Origin of the sequence: Streptomyces sp. NPDC088746, assembly GCF_044751065.1 — a bacterium.
Lineage (GTDB): Bacteria > Actinomycetota > Actinomycetes > Streptomycetales > Streptomycetaceae > Streptomyces.
On sequence record NZ_JBIVLA010000006.1, the window covers coordinates 244,585 to 260,466 of the forward strand.

The 15,882-nt window shown below is 72.0% G+C and carries 12 protein-coding genes; 5 read left to right on the forward strand and 7 right to left on the reverse strand.

The genetic code is table 11. The features are described 5' to 3' along the window. Nucleotides 1–87: 87 nt before the first annotated feature. A complete protein-coding gene (locus ACIP63_RS26225) occupies nucleotides 88–819 on the forward strand; it encodes a CDP-alcohol phosphatidyltransferase family protein (RefSeq protein WP_401520101.1) in 732 nt (243 codons plus the stop codon). Here ACIP63_RS26225 and ACIP63_RS26230 read toward each other — a convergent pair. Then, nucleotides 788–1,237 carry an adenylyltransferase/cytidyltransferase family protein gene (locus ACIP63_RS26230; RefSeq protein ID WP_393764603.1) on the reverse strand — a complete coding sequence of 150 codons (450 nt, stop codon included), beginning with the start codon at nucleotides 1,235–1,237 and terminating at the stop codon, nucleotides 788–790. The genes ACIP63_RS26225 and ACIP63_RS26230 overlap by 32 nt on opposite strands. A gap of 118 nt (nucleotides 1,238–1,355) precedes the next feature. On the opposite strand from ACIP63_RS26230, the gene ACIP63_RS26235 reads away from it, so the two are divergent. The 3 genes from ACIP63_RS26235 to ACIP63_RS26245 are packed head-to-tail and all read left to right on the forward strand — an operon-like array spanning nucleotide 1,356 to nucleotide 5,550. Continuing rightward, complete coding sequence (locus ACIP63_RS26235) at nucleotides 1,356–2,633, forward strand: glycosyltransferase (RefSeq protein ID WP_401520105.1); 1,278 nt, start codon at nucleotides 1,356–1,358, stop codon at nucleotides 2,631–2,633. Beyond that, complete coding sequence (locus ACIP63_RS26240; protein WP_401520107.1) at nucleotides 2,630–4,315, forward strand: lipopolysaccharide biosynthesis protein; 1,686 nt, start codon at nucleotides 2,630–2,632, stop codon at nucleotides 4,313–4,315. Before ACIP63_RS26235 ends, ACIP63_RS26240 begins: the two co-directional genes overlap by 4 nt. Further along, complete coding sequence (locus ACIP63_RS26245; protein WP_401520109.1) at nucleotides 4,312–5,550, forward strand: hypothetical protein; 1,239 nt, start codon at nucleotides 4,312–4,314, stop codon at nucleotides 5,548–5,550. The genes ACIP63_RS26240 and ACIP63_RS26245 overlap by 4 nt, the downstream gene beginning before the upstream one ends. On the opposite strand, the gene ACIP63_RS26250 is transcribed toward ACIP63_RS26245, so the two are convergent. Continuing rightward, nucleotides 5,519–7,033 carry a hypothetical protein gene (locus ACIP63_RS26250; protein ID WP_401520110.1) on the reverse strand — a complete coding sequence of 505 codons (1,515 nt, stop codon included), beginning with the start codon at nucleotides 7,031–7,033 and terminating at the stop codon, nucleotides 5,519–5,521. The two genes, ACIP63_RS26245 and ACIP63_RS26250, sit on opposite strands and share 32 nt — an antisense overlap. 120 nt (nucleotides 7,034–7,153) lie before the next feature. Between ACIP63_RS26250 and ACIP63_RS26255 the strand changes: the two genes are divergently transcribed. Further along, complete coding sequence (locus ACIP63_RS26255; protein ID WP_401520112.1) at nucleotides 7,154–8,311, forward strand: glycosyltransferase; 1,158 nt, start codon at nucleotides 7,154–7,156, stop codon at nucleotides 8,309–8,311. Between the two features lie 3 nt (nucleotides 8,312–8,314). On the opposite strand, the gene ACIP63_RS26260 is transcribed toward ACIP63_RS26255, so the two are convergent. From ACIP63_RS26260 to gmd, 5 genes are read right to left on the reverse strand one after another with little or no spacing between them, the layout of a single operon-like run. Further along, nucleotides 8,315–9,142 carry a glycosyltransferase family 2 protein gene (locus ACIP63_RS26260; RefSeq protein ID WP_401520114.1) on the reverse strand — a complete coding sequence of 276 codons (828 nt, stop codon included), beginning with the start codon at nucleotides 9,140–9,142 and terminating at the stop codon, nucleotides 8,315–8,317. Next, nucleotides 9,142–9,840 carry a hypothetical protein gene (locus ACIP63_RS26265; RefSeq protein WP_401520115.1) on the reverse strand — a complete coding sequence of 233 codons (699 nt, stop codon included), beginning with the start codon at nucleotides 9,838–9,840 and terminating at the stop codon, nucleotides 9,142–9,144. Before ACIP63_RS26265 ends, ACIP63_RS26260 begins: the two co-directional genes overlap by 1 nt. Continuing rightward, nucleotides 9,837–12,092, reverse strand: coding sequence for a LamG-like jellyroll fold domain-containing protein (locus ACIP63_RS26270; protein ID WP_401520117.1), 2,256 nt, complete (start codon nucleotides 12,090–12,092; stop codon nucleotides 9,837–9,839). The genes ACIP63_RS26265 and ACIP63_RS26270 overlap by 4 nt, the downstream gene beginning before the upstream one ends. Then, entirely contained in the window at nucleotides 12,089–14,863 is a 2,775-nt protein-coding gene (locus tag ACIP63_RS26275) for a LamG-like jellyroll fold domain-containing protein (RefSeq protein WP_401520118.1), read from the reverse strand. Before ACIP63_RS26275 ends, ACIP63_RS26270 begins: the two co-directional genes overlap by 4 nt. Continuing rightward, nucleotides 14,860–15,873 (reverse strand): GDP-mannose 4,6-dehydratase, encoded by a 1,014-nt coding sequence (gene gmd / locus ACIP63_RS26280; protein ID WP_401520119.1) that lies wholly within the window; start codon nucleotides 15,871–15,873, stop codon nucleotides 14,860–14,862. The genes ACIP63_RS26275 and gmd overlap by 4 nt, the downstream gene beginning before the upstream one ends. Between the last annotated feature and the right edge of the window lie 9 nt (nucleotides 15,874–15,882).

A 15,882-nucleotide genomic window follows, 5' to 3' on the forward strand; every position in this document is an offset into this window, starting at 1 on the left:
CGGACCACGGTAGGTCTCCGTATCCCCACGCCCCGCACACGATGTCTGCGATGATGCGCCGGGAATCCACCGGGCGCTGGGGGGCGTATGGGAAGCACGGGTACGGTGCTGCGCGAATTGCGCGGCGCGCAGAAGTCGTCCAAGGGTGTCTCGCTCTACTCGCGGTACGTGAACCGGCCGGCCGGTCGTCTGCTCGCCGCCGGTGCCTACCGTGTCGGGCTGACGCCCAATCAGGTCACCTCGGTCAGCGCCTTGTTCACCTTCGCGGCGATCGCCGCTGTGGCCCTCCTGGAGCCGTCCTGGTGGCTCGGGGTGGCTGTCTACGCCGGTCTGGCCGTCGGCTTCGCCTTCGACTCCGCCGACGGGCAGCTCGCGCGGCTCACCGGGCGGGGCGGGCCGGACGGCGAGTGGCTCGACCACGTCGTGGACTGCGCGAAGATGATCCTCGTCCACAGCGCCGTACTGATCTCCTTCCACCGCTTCGGCTCCCTGCCCGGCGAGGGCTGGCTCCTGCTGCCGCTCGGCTTCCTGTTCGTCGCCGTGCTCACCTTCTGCGCGGGGCTCCTGCGGGAACAGCTCGGCAAGGCGGCGGCCCGCGCCGCACCGCTGCCCGAGGGTCCCGCGGCGCAGGTGTCCCGGGTCCGGGCGGTGGCGCTGCTCCCCGCGGACTACGGGGTCTTCTGCCTCGTCTTCCTCCTGCTCGGCGCACCCGGGGCCTTCCGCGCCGGGTACGCCGCGCTCGCGGCCGTGCACGCCTTGTTCCTCGCGGCGTTCCTGGTCAAGTGGTTCAGGGAGCTGAAAGCGCTCCGGGCCGGCTGACGAGCACGTCCAGTGCCCGGCGCAGCTGGGTGCTGGACGTGTGCACCGTGTACGGGAAGTAGACGACCTCCACCCCGACCTCGGCGAAGTCCCGCTCCAGACGTTCGCCCTTCTCCGTACCCCGCCAGTCGTCACCCTTGAAGATGACGTCGAAGCGGACCTGCTGCCAGGTCTCGACCTTGTCCGGAACGGTCTCCACGAACGCCGCGTCCACATGACGGATGCTGCGAACGATCTCCAGCCGCTCGGGCAGCGGGATCACCGGTCTGTGGCCCTTGGCCAGCTCGGCCATCTCGTCGGAGACGACTCCGGCCACCAGGTAGTCGCACTGGCTGCGGGCGTGCCGCAGGATATTGAGGTGGCCGACGTGGAACAGGTCGTACACCCCCGGCGCGTAACCGACTCTGTGCTGCACCATCCGTTCTCTCCCCCCACGGTGGAACTGGTGCAACGACCTTACTGTGAAGAACACTTGTGCATCCCGTGAACGGATAAGCTCGGAGGAGTGGCTGTTCCGGGGGGAAGGCGATCATCCGTTGTCCGCAGCTGAGCACCTGAGACCGTTCGAAAACCGCAGACTTCTCGTGGTCTCCACCAACTACGCCCCCGAGCTGACGGGTATCGGGCCGTACGCCACGCAGCTCGCCGAGCATTGGGCGGCGTCGGGGGCCAGGACCGAGGTCCTGGCCGGCATGCCCCACTACCCCGCCTGGCGCGTGGACGAGGAGTACCGGGGCGTGTGGCGCAGGGAGGAGAGCCGCGAGGGTGTGCGGATACACCGGCGGCGTCACTATGTGCCGCCCCGTCAGACCGCGCTGCGCCGCGGGGCGTTCGAGGCGAGCGTGCTCGCCCACGGGATCCTCGCCCCGCCGCCCGGACGTTTCGACGCGGTGGTCTCCCAGATGCCGAGCCTCGCGGGCGGTGTGCTCGGCGCCCGGCTGGCGCGCCGCCACCGCGTCCCCCACATACCCGTCGTCCAGGACCTGATGGGCGCCGCCGCCGCACAGAGCGGCATCCGCGGGGGAGGCAGGGCGGCGGACGTCGCCGCGAAGGCCGAGCGCTACGCGCTGCGCGGCGCGGCCCTCGTCGGTGTGATCCACGGGAGCTTCGTGGAGGGGGTCACCGCCCTCGGCGTGGACCCCGGCCGCATCCGGGTGGTCCCCAACTGGACGCACGTGCACAGCCCTTCGGCCGACCGGGCCGCCACCCGGGCCCGCCTGGGCTGGGACGGCTCCACCCCCGTACTGCTGCACTCCGGGAACATGGGCCTCAAGCAGGGGCTCGACGTCCTGGTCGGCCTGGCGCGGCTGGCCCCGGACATCCGGGTCGTCCTGATGGGCGACGGCAACCAGCGCGACGGACTGCGCGAGCTGGCGGCCGGGCTGCCCAACCTCGACTTCCTGCCGCCCGCGGACGCGGACGACTTCACCGACGTGCTCGCCGCCGCGGATGTGCTCGCGGTGACCCAGCGGGCCTCCGTGCTCGACATGAGCGTGCCGTCCAAACTCACCTCGTACTTCGTCTCCGGACGCCCCGTCGTCGCCTCCGTGGCCGACGGGGGCGGCACGGCGGACGAGGTGCGCCGCTCGGGCGCGGGCGTCCTGGTGGCCCCCGAGGACCCGGCCGCGCTCCTCGGCGCCGTACGCCGGCTGGCCGCCGACCCGGTGACGGCCGACGCGCTGGGAGCGCACGGCCCGCGCTACGTCGCACAGCACCTGAGCAGGGAGGCGGGCCTCGCCCGCTTCGACGCCCTGCTCACCGAAGCGCTCGGGGACGCGCGAACAGGTGACACACGAGGGGGAGCACGCCGATGACCCACCAGATCCGTCCCCTGGACGACCAGGACGAACCGGCACTGCTGCGCGACCAGTTCCGCCAGCTCCTGCGCTACCGCCTGCTGCTCGCCGGGGGAGTCGTCGTGGGCCTACTCGGCGGGGGCTTCCTCGCCCTGAGCGGCGACGACACCTACACGGCCACCGGTGAGGTGCAGGTGCGCTCCGCGACCGCGGACCCCTTCGCCACCGGGGCCTCCGCGGACAAGGGCATCAACATCGGCTCCGAACGGCAGACAGCCGTCAGCGACACCGTGGGCGAGCTGGCGGCCGGGACCCTGCTCAAGAAGGGCGACGACGTCACCGCCCGGAAGCTGCTGGCCGGCCTCCAGGTCACCAACCCGCCCAACACCCTCACCCTCCGCTTCTCCTACACCGGGGCCGCCCCCGAACAGGCCAGGTCCCGCGCCGAAGCGCTGGCCAACGCCTACCTCGCGCACCGGAAGGCGCGCACCCAGGAGAGCCTCGACAACATGGCGAACGGCTACCGCGCGCAGCTCGAACCACTGGAGGAGAAGCGCGATCTGCTGGAGGAGCGGACAGGCGTCGACGCCGCGGACGACGTCAGCAGCGCCCGCGCCAACATCATCGTCTCCATCTCCGAGCTGAGCCGGAAGATCTCCGAGCTCAAGGCGCTCGACACCACCCCCGGCTACCTCAACAAGAAGCCCGTCGCCCCCACCGAGCCCGCCGGCGCGGGCCTGCCGCTGCTCCTCGGGCTGGGCGCGGTCGTCGGCCTCGCCCTCGGCCTGCTGCTGTCCTGGGTGCGTCTCGTCTTCGACCCCGCCGTACGCTCTCCCCGCGAACTGGTCCGCTCCCTCGGGGCACCGCTGCTCGGCACGCTGCCCAGGGAACGCGCGGCCGGGGACACCCTGCTCGCGATCGGGCGCAGCGGCTCGCGGCTCGCCGAGGAGTACCGCGCGGTCGCCTTCCGGCTCGCCTACGACCCGTCGTTCGCCGAGCGGCGCAGGCTCCTGGTCACCGCCCCGCGCGGGGACAACGCGGCCGCGGCGGCCGCGGCGGTCAACCTGGCCGCCGCCTTCGCCGAGATGGGCCGTGACGTCCTGCTCGTCGAAGCCGATCTGCGTACCCCCTCCCTCGCCCACGACCTGGGGAGGGCGGCCCATGAGGTGCGCCCGCCGCGCTGGGCCGCCGACGAGAGCGACCGCGGCTGGCCGGCCGGCGGCCGCTCCAACGTGGACGTGCCCGGCTCCGGGGCGTTCGCCCTGGTCGCCGGGGTCACCGCGGACAACGTGCCGCGCGCCCTGACCTCCGCGTCCGTCGGACGGATCGTGGCCGAGGCCGACCGCCCGGGCGCCGTGGTCATCGTCCTCGCCCCGCCGGTGCTGTCGTACGCCGACGCGGTCGCCCTCGTCGACCGCGTGGAGGGCGTCATGATCGTCTGCGACCCGCGCGAGGTGCACCGCAGCGACCTGGAACGCATCCGCGAGATCATCGGCGCCTCCGGCGGCTCGGTGCTCGGCGCCCTCCTCCACCCCGGCCGGGCCCGGCTGCGCCGCTCGGAACGCCGGCACAAGTCCGCCCGGCGCCGCACCGGCGGCCCGGACGGCCCGGCCGCCGACGCGGACGCGCCGGAGACCACCGGGAGCCCCGACGAGACCATGGGGCTGCGCTCCTTCACCCTGCCGGGGGCGCGCCGGTGAGAGCCCGCACCGCGATCCTCTGCTCGGTCGCGGACCAGGGCGTGGCGGCGCTCACCAACATCCTGGTGCTCGTGGCCGCCGCCCGGCTCTCCACCGTGGCCGACTTCGCCCGCTTCTCGGCGGTCTACCTCGTCTTCACGGTGCTGCTGGGTGTCTCGGGCGCGTACACGGGGCAGCCCCTGGTCCTCCGGCGCGGCGGGGGCGAGGACACCCGGGGCGCCTGCCGCTCGGCCGTCGTGTTCACCGTCGGAGCGTCGGCATCCCTCGGCGCCCTGCTGGCCGCCGTCTGCCTCTTCGTCCCGGGGGACACCGCCCGCGCCCTGCTGGCGCTCGGCCTCGTCCTGCCGGTGGTGCTGGGGCAGGACGCCCTCCGCTACGCCTTCTCCACCCTCCAGAAGCCCCATCTCGCCCTGAGCGGGGACCTGTTGAGACTGGCCTGCGTGCTGGGCGCCCTGGCCGCCCAGGAGTACGGGGCAGCCCCCGCCCGGCTGATCGCCGTCTGGGGACTCTCCGCCCTGCCGGCCCTCCTGCTCTCCGCCGTGCTGCTGCACCGCTCGACGGCAGGGGCCCCGATGTCGCTGCGCCCGCTGCTGAGGCGCGGCCACCTCGGGCAGCGTTTCACCGTCGAGTTCGGTGTCGGCAACGCCACCAGCCAGCTCTCCGTCCTCGGGCTCGGCGCCGTCGCCAACCCCCTCCTGGTCGGAGCCCTGCGCGGGGCCACCACCCTGTTCGGGCCGCTCAACGTGCTGTTCACCTCCGCCACCTCCTTCGGTCCCCCGCTCCTCGGCCGCGTCGGCGACGAAAGGCGCCGGGTGCGGGCCACCGCGGGCCTCGCCGCCGTGCTCGCCGCCACCGCCGCCCTCTGGGCCGCCGCACTCGCCCTGCTGCCCGAGCGGGCGGGGCGCGAGCTCCTCGGCGACACCTGGCCGACGGCCGCCGCCCTGCTCCCGGCGACCGGCAGCCAGTACGCGGCGATGGCCGTGGGCACCTGCGGACTGCTCGCCCTGCGCATGCTCGACCCGCGTACGACGCTGAGCATCCAGGTGGTCTTCTCCCTCACCGCCGTGGCCCTCATGGCCGGGGGCTACGCCCTCGGAGGTGTCCCCGGGGCCGCCTGGGGGCTGTGCCTCGGATCGCTCTGCAAGGCCGCCGCCACCTGGACCCGGGTCGCCCGGCTGCGCCGCCGGGGCACTGCCGGGACCCTCAGCGCCGACGCGCTGCCCGCTGCTCCCTGAACGTGCTGATCAGCACCAGGCACAGCGCGCCTATCGCCAGTTTCCCCGCGGCCTGGAGCAGCGGTCCCCGCAACAGGATGAACGTGTACCCGGCGATCAGCGGCGCCGCGATCGCCAGCACGCTGCCAGGCCCGGGTCCCGCCCGTGTGACGGCCAGCGCGTACCTCCTGTCCGTGCGGGCCGCCGCGTAGCCGATCAGCGCCAGGCCGCCGATCATGCCGGACGCGCCGAAGTCGACCCAGAACTCGGTCCACAGCGGAGCCGACAGGTTGGTCATGTTCATCCCCATCCACTCGCCGACCCGGACCCCGGTGTCCTCGGGCTTCCCGCTCCACACGGCCCTGGGGACGAAGAAGAGGGCGGAGCCCGCGAGTTGACGACCGTAGGTGTGGCCCCGGGTCTCCACCCAGGAGATGGTGTTGGCGAACATCACCGTCTGGTCGTAGTCCTTGGTGGCCAGCGGCTCGAAGACGGAGGCCGACTGCACGGGCCGGTACCCCTCGTCGTCGTAACGGAAGCGGTCGGCGTACGGGAACAGCACCAGGGCGCCCACCACGCCCATGGTGAGCACCGAGCGGTACATCGCCGCACTGCTCGGGAACGCGGTGAACAGCAGGGACACCAGCACCGTCAGGAACCAGTAACGCGCGTTGGAAATCGGGTTGTTCACGATCAGGTTGACCGCCGCGAGCGTCACCCACACCAGCGCCGTCGAGGGGGAACGCCGGGCCCGGCGCGAGGTCACCAGGCGCCGGGTGTAGAACAGGAACGCCAGCAGCGCCGGGACCGTGCCGAAGCCCTTCAGGAACGCGGAGCCGACGTTGGACTCAGCAGAGGCCACCCCGCTCTGCGCCACCGTGTCGCTGATCTCCTGACGGCTGGAGAAGAAGACGGCCGGCCCGCCGAGCTTCAGTACGTAGTACGCGCTCGCCAGCAGCGCGAGCAGCACCAGCAGCCGCAGCCTGACCGGGTGGGCCACGGCGGGCCCGCCCGTGGCCCGCGAGGCGGCGCGCCTCTTCAGCGGGCGGCGCGAGGCCAGCAGCGCGCCCAGGTCGAAGGCCGCGCACCCCACCAGGATCATCGCGATCGCCGTCACCAGGTCGGAGCGCGGACCCACCATCGGCGTCGGGGTCTGCCCGATCACCACCTGGGCGAACGGCGCCACACCCATGGCGATGTACACGAACATCCAGAAGACGCCCTGGAGCAGCCGTCTGCGGGTCGACAGGATCATCGTGGCCAGCCGGGCCCCCGCGTAACAGGTCAGGACGAGCTGCAGCCAGTAGGCGGTGTCCCGTACCCCCGAACCGGGCTGGGCGGCGATCACCGCGGGCAGGAAGCAGACCAGGCCCAGGATGAGCGGCACGGACAGCGCCCGCGAGAGCATTGCCCACGTCAGGGGCCTCGCCGGAGGCTCGGCCGGCGGCCGCGGAACGTTCTCCCGGACGGCGACGGCGCCCTCCGACTCGTGCACGGACGTCATGGCCCCCCGATCACCGGCCCCGAGGGCCCCATGGCTCACGAACACCTTAACGAATCCGCCCACTTGAGGTGATGAGATGACTAGTCTGTGAAAAGTCGGCCGAGGTTGAGGGGAACCCTGGTGAAGGTCCTGCACATCGTCACTCTGCACACTCCGGACCACGCGTTCGGCGGGCCCACGAGGGTCGCGCTCAACCTGTCCAAGGTCCAGCGGGCCGACGGCGACGACGCCCGCGTCATGGCGCTCGGCGACGACTTCCCGGGCGCGCTGCCGGACACGGTCGAAGGCGTGCCCGTACACCTCTTCCAGGCGCGGCACCTGCTGCCGATGTTCGAGGTCAGCGGCATCACCTCCGGGGCCCTGCTGAACACCGCGCGCCGCATGATGCGCGGCGCCGACCTCGTCCACGTCCACCTGATGCGCGACCTCGTGACCCTGCCCGCCGCGCTCCTCGCCCTCGCCACCCGCACCCCCCTCGTCGTCCAGACGCACGGCATGGTCGACCCGACCGAGAAGCGCGTCGCCCAGCTCACCGACCTGCTGGGCGTGCGCACGGTGCTGCGCCGCGCCGACGCCGTGCTGCACCTCACCGAGGCCGAGCGCCTCGACGTGAACGCGGTCGCCGCACCGGTTGCCCTCGGCAACACCGTGAGGCTCGTCAACGGCGTCCGGCCGCAGGAGCGCAAGCCCGCCCGGGACGAGGGCCGCCCGCCCACCGTCCTCTTCCTGGCCCGCGTCCAGGAGCGCAAGCGGCCCGAGGACTTCGTCGCGGCGATGCCGGCCGTCCTCGCCCGGCACCCCGACGCCCGCTTCGTCCTCGCGGGCCCGGACACCGGCGCGCTACCCGGCACGCTGGCACTCGCCCGGAAGCTCGGCGTGATGGACTCGCTGGACCACGTCGGGCCCCTCGGCCACGAGGAGGTGCTCGCGGCCGGGCGGCAGGCCGATGTGTACGTCCTGCCGTCGATCGAGGAGCCCCTCGGCGTGTCCGTCCTGGAGGCCATGTCCGTCGGCACGCCCGCCGTGATCACCCGCACCTGCGGACTCGGCCCCGACGTGGCCGCCGCCGGGGCGGGCCGGGTGATCGACAGCCGGGTCGGCCAGGACGCGGAGAACGCCCGCAAGGTCGCCGACGCGGTCCTGGAACTGCTGGAGCCCGAGGCCAACGACCGTGCGGGGAAGGCCGCATGGAACCTGGTCAACGAGCAGTTCACCATCGAGGCCGTCACACGGACCCTCCGGCGGACCTACGAGGACGTGGTCCGCCGGAGGGCGTGATCCTCAACCAGTCTTTCCCTCACGGGACTTCAGAGCTATCTGCCAGCGGTAGAAGCTCATCGCGAGCGCGAAGTCCAGACCGGCGCGACCGTCGAGGAAGCCCCGGCGGTAGACGTACATGTAGGCGAAGGACACCAGCGGCTTGAACGGCGCCTTGTGGAAGAGCTGCCCCTGACGGGACTTCACCTTCCGCACCTGCTCCTTGACGTCGGGGTGGTGCTCCAGCCAGGCCTCCCAGTCGGAGTAGCGGTTGTGCCGCTCGAACCAGGCGGTGACGGGGTCCAGGTCCTGGTGCTCGATGGGGTTGCTCAGCGCCTCGGCCGTCGCCGCGACCGGCTGGTAGTGCCCCTCGACCTCCCCGATACCGGGCGCCGCGAGGTCGCCGACCTCCGGGTAGTGGCACCGGGTCCGGTCGGTCAGGGACCGCTTACGGATCGTGTAGCCGTGCCGCAGCCGCTTCCCCGAGAACCAGTAGCCCAGCGGGATGTCGTACGCGGCGGGCTTCGGGCTGTCCGCGTCGGCGAAGATCCTCCGCAGCTCCGCCAGCAGCCCGGGACTCAGCCGCTCGTCACCGTCGAGCAGCAGGATCCAGTCCAGGTCCGTGCGGACGTTCTCCAGGCACCACTGCTTCTTGCGCGGATGCCCTCCGTCCCAGGTGTACGTGACGACTTCGGCCCCGCACTCCTCGGCGATCTTCGCCGTGTCGTCGGTGCTGTGGGAGTCCACCACGACGACCGCCTCGAAGTGGCCCAGGACCGACTTCACCGCCTCGGCGATGTTCAGACCCTCGTTCTTCGTGGGGATCGCGACGGCGATGGGCAGCTTGCTCATCAGTTGTCTCCTTGCGGCAGCCAGGCGTAGCAGCCTGTGGAGGTGAAGGTGCGGGCGGATCGGGCGACGGTGATCTCCACCTGCTCGCCCGTGCCGGAGGAGCCCGACTCCAGCTCCTTGCCGTCCGCCCCCGCCACCTGCCAGCTGCAGGCCTTGGTGGGGGAGGGGGCCCTGTACCGCCCCGGCCGGAGCCCGGCGCCCTTGTGGGTGCCGTCGGCGTAGCCGAGCGCGGCCTCGTCGACGAGGTCCTGGTGCCGGGGGCAGAGATGGGTCACGGCCGGCTTCGCGTCCGCGACCTCACCGGAGACGATCGCGGCGACGGCGATGCCCCGGTCGGCCTTGACCAGGTAGCGGAGCCTGTCACAGGTCTCCTGCCCGGTCTGGAGCACCGCGGCCGGATCCATCCCCTTGGGCACGCGGTCGGTCAGATACTCCTTCTGCTTCTTGGTGAAGGACCCCGTGGCCGGGGTGACGTCCCCGGCGGGAGCCTTCGGCGTACTGCTGGGCCTCCGGGGCCCCGGGGCCGTCGTACGGGCTGCGGACGGCGCGGGGGAGGCCACCGCCGCGGCGGACGGCGTACCGCCCGCCGCGGCGGTGGCCTTTGCGCCTCCGTCGCCGGACCCGTCGGGCGAGCCGCAGGCGGCCAGCACCGCCGTCGCGAGGGCGACGGCGGCACCGGCCAGGAACGGGTGTCTCATTCAGCAGTCCTCAGGGCGTAGTGCTCACTGACCTGGGAAGCGCTCAGCGCGGTCGGGTACACGGCGGTCTCGTCGATCTGGCCGGCGAAGAAGTTGCTGGTCGGGCGGTTCGCCCAGTTGGTGAGGTTGTCCCCGCCGACCCGCCAGTAGCCCGGGTAGTTCTCGTTGCCGGTGTAGAAGAGATTCGACGCGCGCAGCTGCCCGTCGACGTACAGCCGCATGCCTCCCGTGCCCTGGGTGGCGACGACATGGTGCCAGTTGCCGTCGTTGTAGGTCCCGGCCGTGGTCACCGTGCGGCGGCCGCCGCTGTAGACGCCGAAGACCAGCCGTCCGTCGTTGGCCATGTACACGTGCTTGTCGAAGCGTGTGCTGTTCTGCATGCTCAGATTGCCGAATCCGATGATCTTGCCGCCCCGGGTGGTGGTGGTCTTGATCCAGGTCTCCACCGAGAAGCGGGTGGGCTGCGGGTGGCGCTTGTTGCTGTACGCGTACTCGCTCGCCCCGTCGAGACCGATCGCGGTCGAGTCACCCGCGATCGCGGCCGGAGTCTCCCGGTAGGAGGGCGCGTTGCGCAGGAAGCCGTTGTTCAGGCCGCCCGTGGTGTCCGCCGCGAAGGTGGAGGTGCCCTCGTCGTAGCGCCAGTAGAGAGAGGCGCCGTCGGACAGCACCCGTGCCGGATAGGGCTGCGTGGAGGACGCCACCGTCGCCGACTGTGCCGGGGACTTGGCGCTGGTGTTGGTGCCGTCGCTCGCGGTGATGCGGTACGAGTGCGTCTCGCCCACCGCCACATCGGTGTCCGTCCACTTCAGCTGCGGGCGGTCCCAGAAGAGCGAGTATCCCGTGACCGTGTGCACGGGCGTGCTCGCGCCGTCCTTGTAGATCCGGTAGGTCAGCTCCCCGTCGTCGGTGTCGAAGCTGGTCTGCCAGTTCACGTCGATCTGCCCTGGGGTGACCGTGGAGAGACTGACGTTGGGCACCCAGGGCGCCCCGGTGTCCGGGCCGTCGGCGAACCGGGTCAGGCCCTGCTGCCCGGCGCCGTTGACGGTGGTGAACTCCCCGCCGACCCACAGGTAGTGGTGGCCGCCCTTGTCGGTCTGCGTCATCACGCGGGGCCCGACCGGCTCACCGATGCCGTCGTTGGTGTCCGGGAACCAGGGCAGCAGCGTCGGGTCGTCGACGGACTGGGCCAGCAGATGCTTGCGCGGCTGGTCGGCGAACCCGCCCATGCTGGCGCAGTCATGGGCGTGACTCCCGCTGTACAGCACGCCCGAGTGGACCAGGACGGCCTGGGTGGCGCCCAGGCAGGTGTCCCGCCAGCGCTGCTGGTAGTCGTCGAGGTCGATGGCGATCCGGCCGTCGAACACACCGCCGCCGGTGCCCTCGTTCGCGGTGTAGAGACCGGTCGCGTCGGTCGTGAGGTCCTGCACCGTCGAGGTGTTGGGGATGAAGCCCGGATAGCTCTTGGTGAGCGCCCCCGTGGTGGCGTCGACGACGGCGAGTGCGTGCGAGGTGGTCCCGTTGACGGTGAAGAAGTCACCGCCGAGCGCCACGTGCTGCCCGTCGGGGGTCACCTGGACCGCCCGGGCCACCTCGTCGGCGTTCGCCGTCCACGGCAGCAGGCCGGCGTCGGTGGTGACTGCGGCGAACTTGTTCCTCGTCTGCCCGCCCACACTGTTGAAGTCACCGGCCAGATAGACGGTGTCCGCGGTGACGTCCAGGGCCCGTACGGTCGCCGAGACGGAGATCTTGAAGTCCGTGCGGGGCGTGCAGGTCGCCGTGTCGACGGCGGCGATGTTGCTGACACCTTCGCCGTTCACCGCGCCGAACTGTCCCCCGGCGTACAGGGTTTCACCGTCGGGCGACAGGGCGAGCGCCCGTACGGTGGCGGTCCCCGAGGCCATGGTGAACGACAGGCTGCACCCCGTGGGCGCGCCGGTCGCCGCGTCGAACGCGGCGAAGTTGACCGCGGGCTGCTCCGAGGTCCCCGCCGCCGCGTCCGGCGGCCGGACGGTGGAGAAGGTGCCGCCGGCGTAGACGGTCCCCTCCGTCGCGGCCATCGACCAGACGATCCCGTTGGTCTGCCAGGTGGAGAGGTCGTCCGCGGTGATGGACACCGGCGGTGTCAGCGCAGCCGCCGGGGAGGCCCCGGCCGCTGTCGCGGTCAGGGCTCCCGCGAACAGGCAGAGCGCGGCGGACGCGGCCCGCACACGGCCGCTTCCCCAGGGTCTCCGCCCCGTGCTTCCGTTCATCATTCAACTCCGAAGGTGAGGACGAGCTGCGGCCGGTAGGCCGCGGTTGCCTCGCTCGACCAGATGCGGAGACTGTCCGTCCCGCTGCTGGTCAGGGCGAGTGAGGTGACGGAGCCGAGGGCCCCGTCCAGTGCGGACGCGTCCAGTTCCGCCGAGTGGTCGGTGGAGACCGGTACCGCGCCGGTGATGGTCCCCAGCACGGACGTGGAGAGCGCCGGCCGGGTGGTGTAGGTGACCGCCGATTCGGTCCACGCGCCGGTGACCGGCACGATGCGGTGGCTCTCGGCCGATCCCGCCGTCGGGTCGGACGAGGTGCGGAAGGTGAGCCGCGCGCCCGTGAGCACCCGGCCGGCCGGAGCGGACGGCAGGGTGAAGCGCAGATAGCTCAGGTAGGCCGTGGTGCCCCGTGAGGCGAGCTGGCCGTCGTTGTAGTTCGTGTTGGCCGCGACGCTGTTGACGTAGGCGTCCTCGTCCGGGGTGAGGGTTACGGTGCTGCCGCCGGGGCCCGGCACGGTGCCCGCCAGCTCGTGGTGCGCGGCGACCTGGGCGGCGGTCAGCGCCGACGGGTAGACCGCGGTCTCGTCGACCTGGCCGGCGAAGTAGTCGCTGGTGGGGCGGTTGGGCCAGGCGTTGTTCATGGCGTCCCCGCCCACCCGCCAGTAGCCGTTGTACGAGCGGTTGCCGGTCGCCGGGTTCGTGCCGACCGCCTCCCCGTCGACGTACAGCACCATGCCGGAGGGTCCCTGCGTGGCGACGGCGTGGTGCCAGGCGCCGTCGTTGTAGGAGCCGGCCGAGGTGACCGTGGGCCGGGTGCTTCCGCTCTGGACGCCGAACGCCAGCCGGCCGTCGTCCGTCAGATAGACCAGCTTGTCGGAGATGCCGCTGGTGTGGCCGCGCTCCGTACCGATGTTGTTGCCGTACCCCACGACGCGTCCGCCGCTCGTCGACGTGGTGCGGAACCACGTCTCGACGGAGTACGGCGTGGGGGAGGTGTAGTGGTGCAGCCGGTCGCTGTAGACGTACTCGTTCGTGCCGTTGAGGGAGAGCGCGGCGGAACCCGCCACCGCGGACGGTGCGGCCCGGTAGGAAGGCGCGTTCATGTACACCCCGCCGTTGCGGCTCGCCGACGCGTCGGCCGCGAAGGCGCCGCCGGCCTCGTCGTAGCGCCAGTACAGATCGGCCCCGTCGGCCAGCACCTTCTCCTGGTAGGGCGACGCCGACGACGCGGCGGTCACCGAGGCGGCGGCGGAGAGCGCGCTGGTGTTCGTGCCGTCGCTCGCCGTGATCCGGTAGCTGTACGACCGGCCCGCGACCACGTTCCGGTCGGTGAAGGTCAGCTGCGGCCTGCTGAAGAACAGCGACGAACCCGTCGTCGTGTACACCGGCGTCGCGCCACCGTCACGGTAGACCCGGTACGTCAGGAGGCTGTCGTCGAGGTCCAGGCTGCTGCGCCAGCTGACCGCGACCTCACCGGCCCGCGGCGCGGACACGCTCACCGCCGGCGCGGGCGGCGCCCCGGTGTCCGGCGTGTTCGCGAACCGGGTCAGCGCCTGCTGGCCGGTCCCGTTGACCGTGGTGAACTCGCCGCCGACCCAGAGGAAGTCACGGCCGCCCTTCGAGGACACGGTCAGTGCCCGGGGGCCGACCGGCTCACCGATGCCGTCGTTGGTGTCCGGGAGCCAGCCCAGCAGGTCCGGGCTGTCGACCGACTGCGCGGTCAGATGCTTGCGGACCTGGTTGGGAAAGCCGCCCATGGTCGAGCAGTCGTGCACATGACTGCCCGCGTACAGCACCCCCTGGTGGACCCGGAGCGCCTGCGTCGCGCCCTGGCAGGTGTCCCGCCAGCGCTGCCCGAAGCCGTCGAGCTCCATGGCGAGCCGGCCGTCGAACGAGGTGGGCCCGGCGCCCTCGCCCGCCGCGTACCAGCCGTCCGAGGCCTCGTCCGTGACGACGTCCTTGATGACGGCGGACCGGGGGATGAAGGAGGCCCCGTAGGCGTGGGTGACCGCGCCCGTGGAGGCACTCGTCACCGCGAGCGCGTGCGAGTCGGCGCCGCCGACCGTGAAGAAGTCACCGCCGATGAGGACGCTGTCCCCGTCCGGGGTCACCCTCAGGGTGCGGCCCGGTTCGTCGGCGTCCGGGTTCCAGCCGGTCAGGGCTCCTGCGGCGGTCACCGCGCCGAAGAAGCGCCGGGCCGTCCCGTCGACGGTCTGGAAGTCGCCCCCCGCGTAGACCGTGCCGTCGGCCGCGACGTCGAGGGCGCGGACCGTCGCGCCGAACTGCGGGGCGAACCCCGCCCGCGGCCGGCAGGTGGCGGTGTCGATCGCCGTCAGGCCGTTGACGGCCGTGCCGTTCACGGCGTTGAAGTAACCACCCGCGTACAGCGTGGACCTGTCGGGCGAGACGGCGAGCGCCCGGACCGTCGCCGTGCCGCTGCTGCGGGTGAAGGAGAGGGAACAGCCGGTGGGCGCCCCGGTCGCCGCGTCGAACGCGGCGAAGTTCACCGCGGGCCTCGTGTTGCTCCCGGCCGGGGAGCCCGCCGGCCGGATGCCCGAGAAGGTGCCTCCCGCGTAGACCACCCCGTCCGCCTCCGCCAGCGACCAGACGATGCCGTTGGTCTGGTACGTGGACAGGGCGTCCGCGGTGAAGCCGACCGGCGGGGTGAGCGCGGCGGCCGGGGGAGCGGAGAGCGTCGTGAGGGTGCCCGCCGCGAGGCCCAGCACGGCGGCGAACACAGGGCCCCGGATGCGTCTGAGACGTCCGGCCCCTCTCATCTGTCCACCCGGACCGCGGACCCCGCGAGCTGGTCGCTCAGCTGCCGGATGTCCGCGTCCACCATGATCCGGGCCAGCTCGCGCGACTTCACCTCCGGCTTCCAGCCGAGGAGTTCCTCCGCCTTGGACGCGTCCCCGATCAGCGCGTCGACCTCGCTGGGGCGCTCGTACTTCGGGTCGTAGCGCACGTGCTCGGCCCAGTCGAGGCCCGCGTGCTCGAAGGCGTACTCGAGGAACTGCCGGACGCTGACCCCCTCACCGGTGGCCACCACGTAGTCGTCGGGGGTGTCGCACTGGAGCATCCGCCACATCGCCTCCACGTACTCGGGGGCGTACCCCCAGTCGCGTACGGCGTCGAGGTTGCCCAGGTGCAGCCGGTCCTGCAGGCCCGCCTTGATCCTGGCCACCCCGCGGGTGATCTTGCGGGTCACGAAGGTCTCGCCGCGGCGCGGGGACTCGTGGTTGAACAGGATGCCGTTGGTGGCGAACATGCCGTACGCCTCGCGGTAGTTGACCGTCGCCCAGTACGCGTACACCTTGGCCACGCTGTACGGGCTGCGCGGGTGGAACGGCGTCCCCTCGTTCTGCGGGGGCGGGCTCGCGCCGAACATCTCGGAGGAGGACGCCTGGTAGACCCGGGTCTCGATGCGGCTGGCCCGTATCGCCTCCAGCAGCCGGACCGTTCCGAGCCCGGTGACGTCCCCCGTGTACAGCGGTGCGTCGAACGACACCCGGACATGGGACTGCGCGCCGAGGTTGTAGACCTCGTCGGGCTGTATGTCCCGCAGCAGGTTCACCAGCGCGACCCCGTCGGACAGGTCGGCGTGATGGAGCACGAAGGAACGGTTCGCTTCCTCGGGCCCCTGATAGATGTGGTCGATCCGCTCCGTGTTGAAGCTCGACGAGCGGCGTATCAGGCCGTGGACCGTGTACCCCTTCTCGAGCAGCAGCTCCGCCAGGTACGAACCGTCCTGTCCGGTCACGCCGGTGATGAGTGCGGTTTTCGCCATGACTCCCCC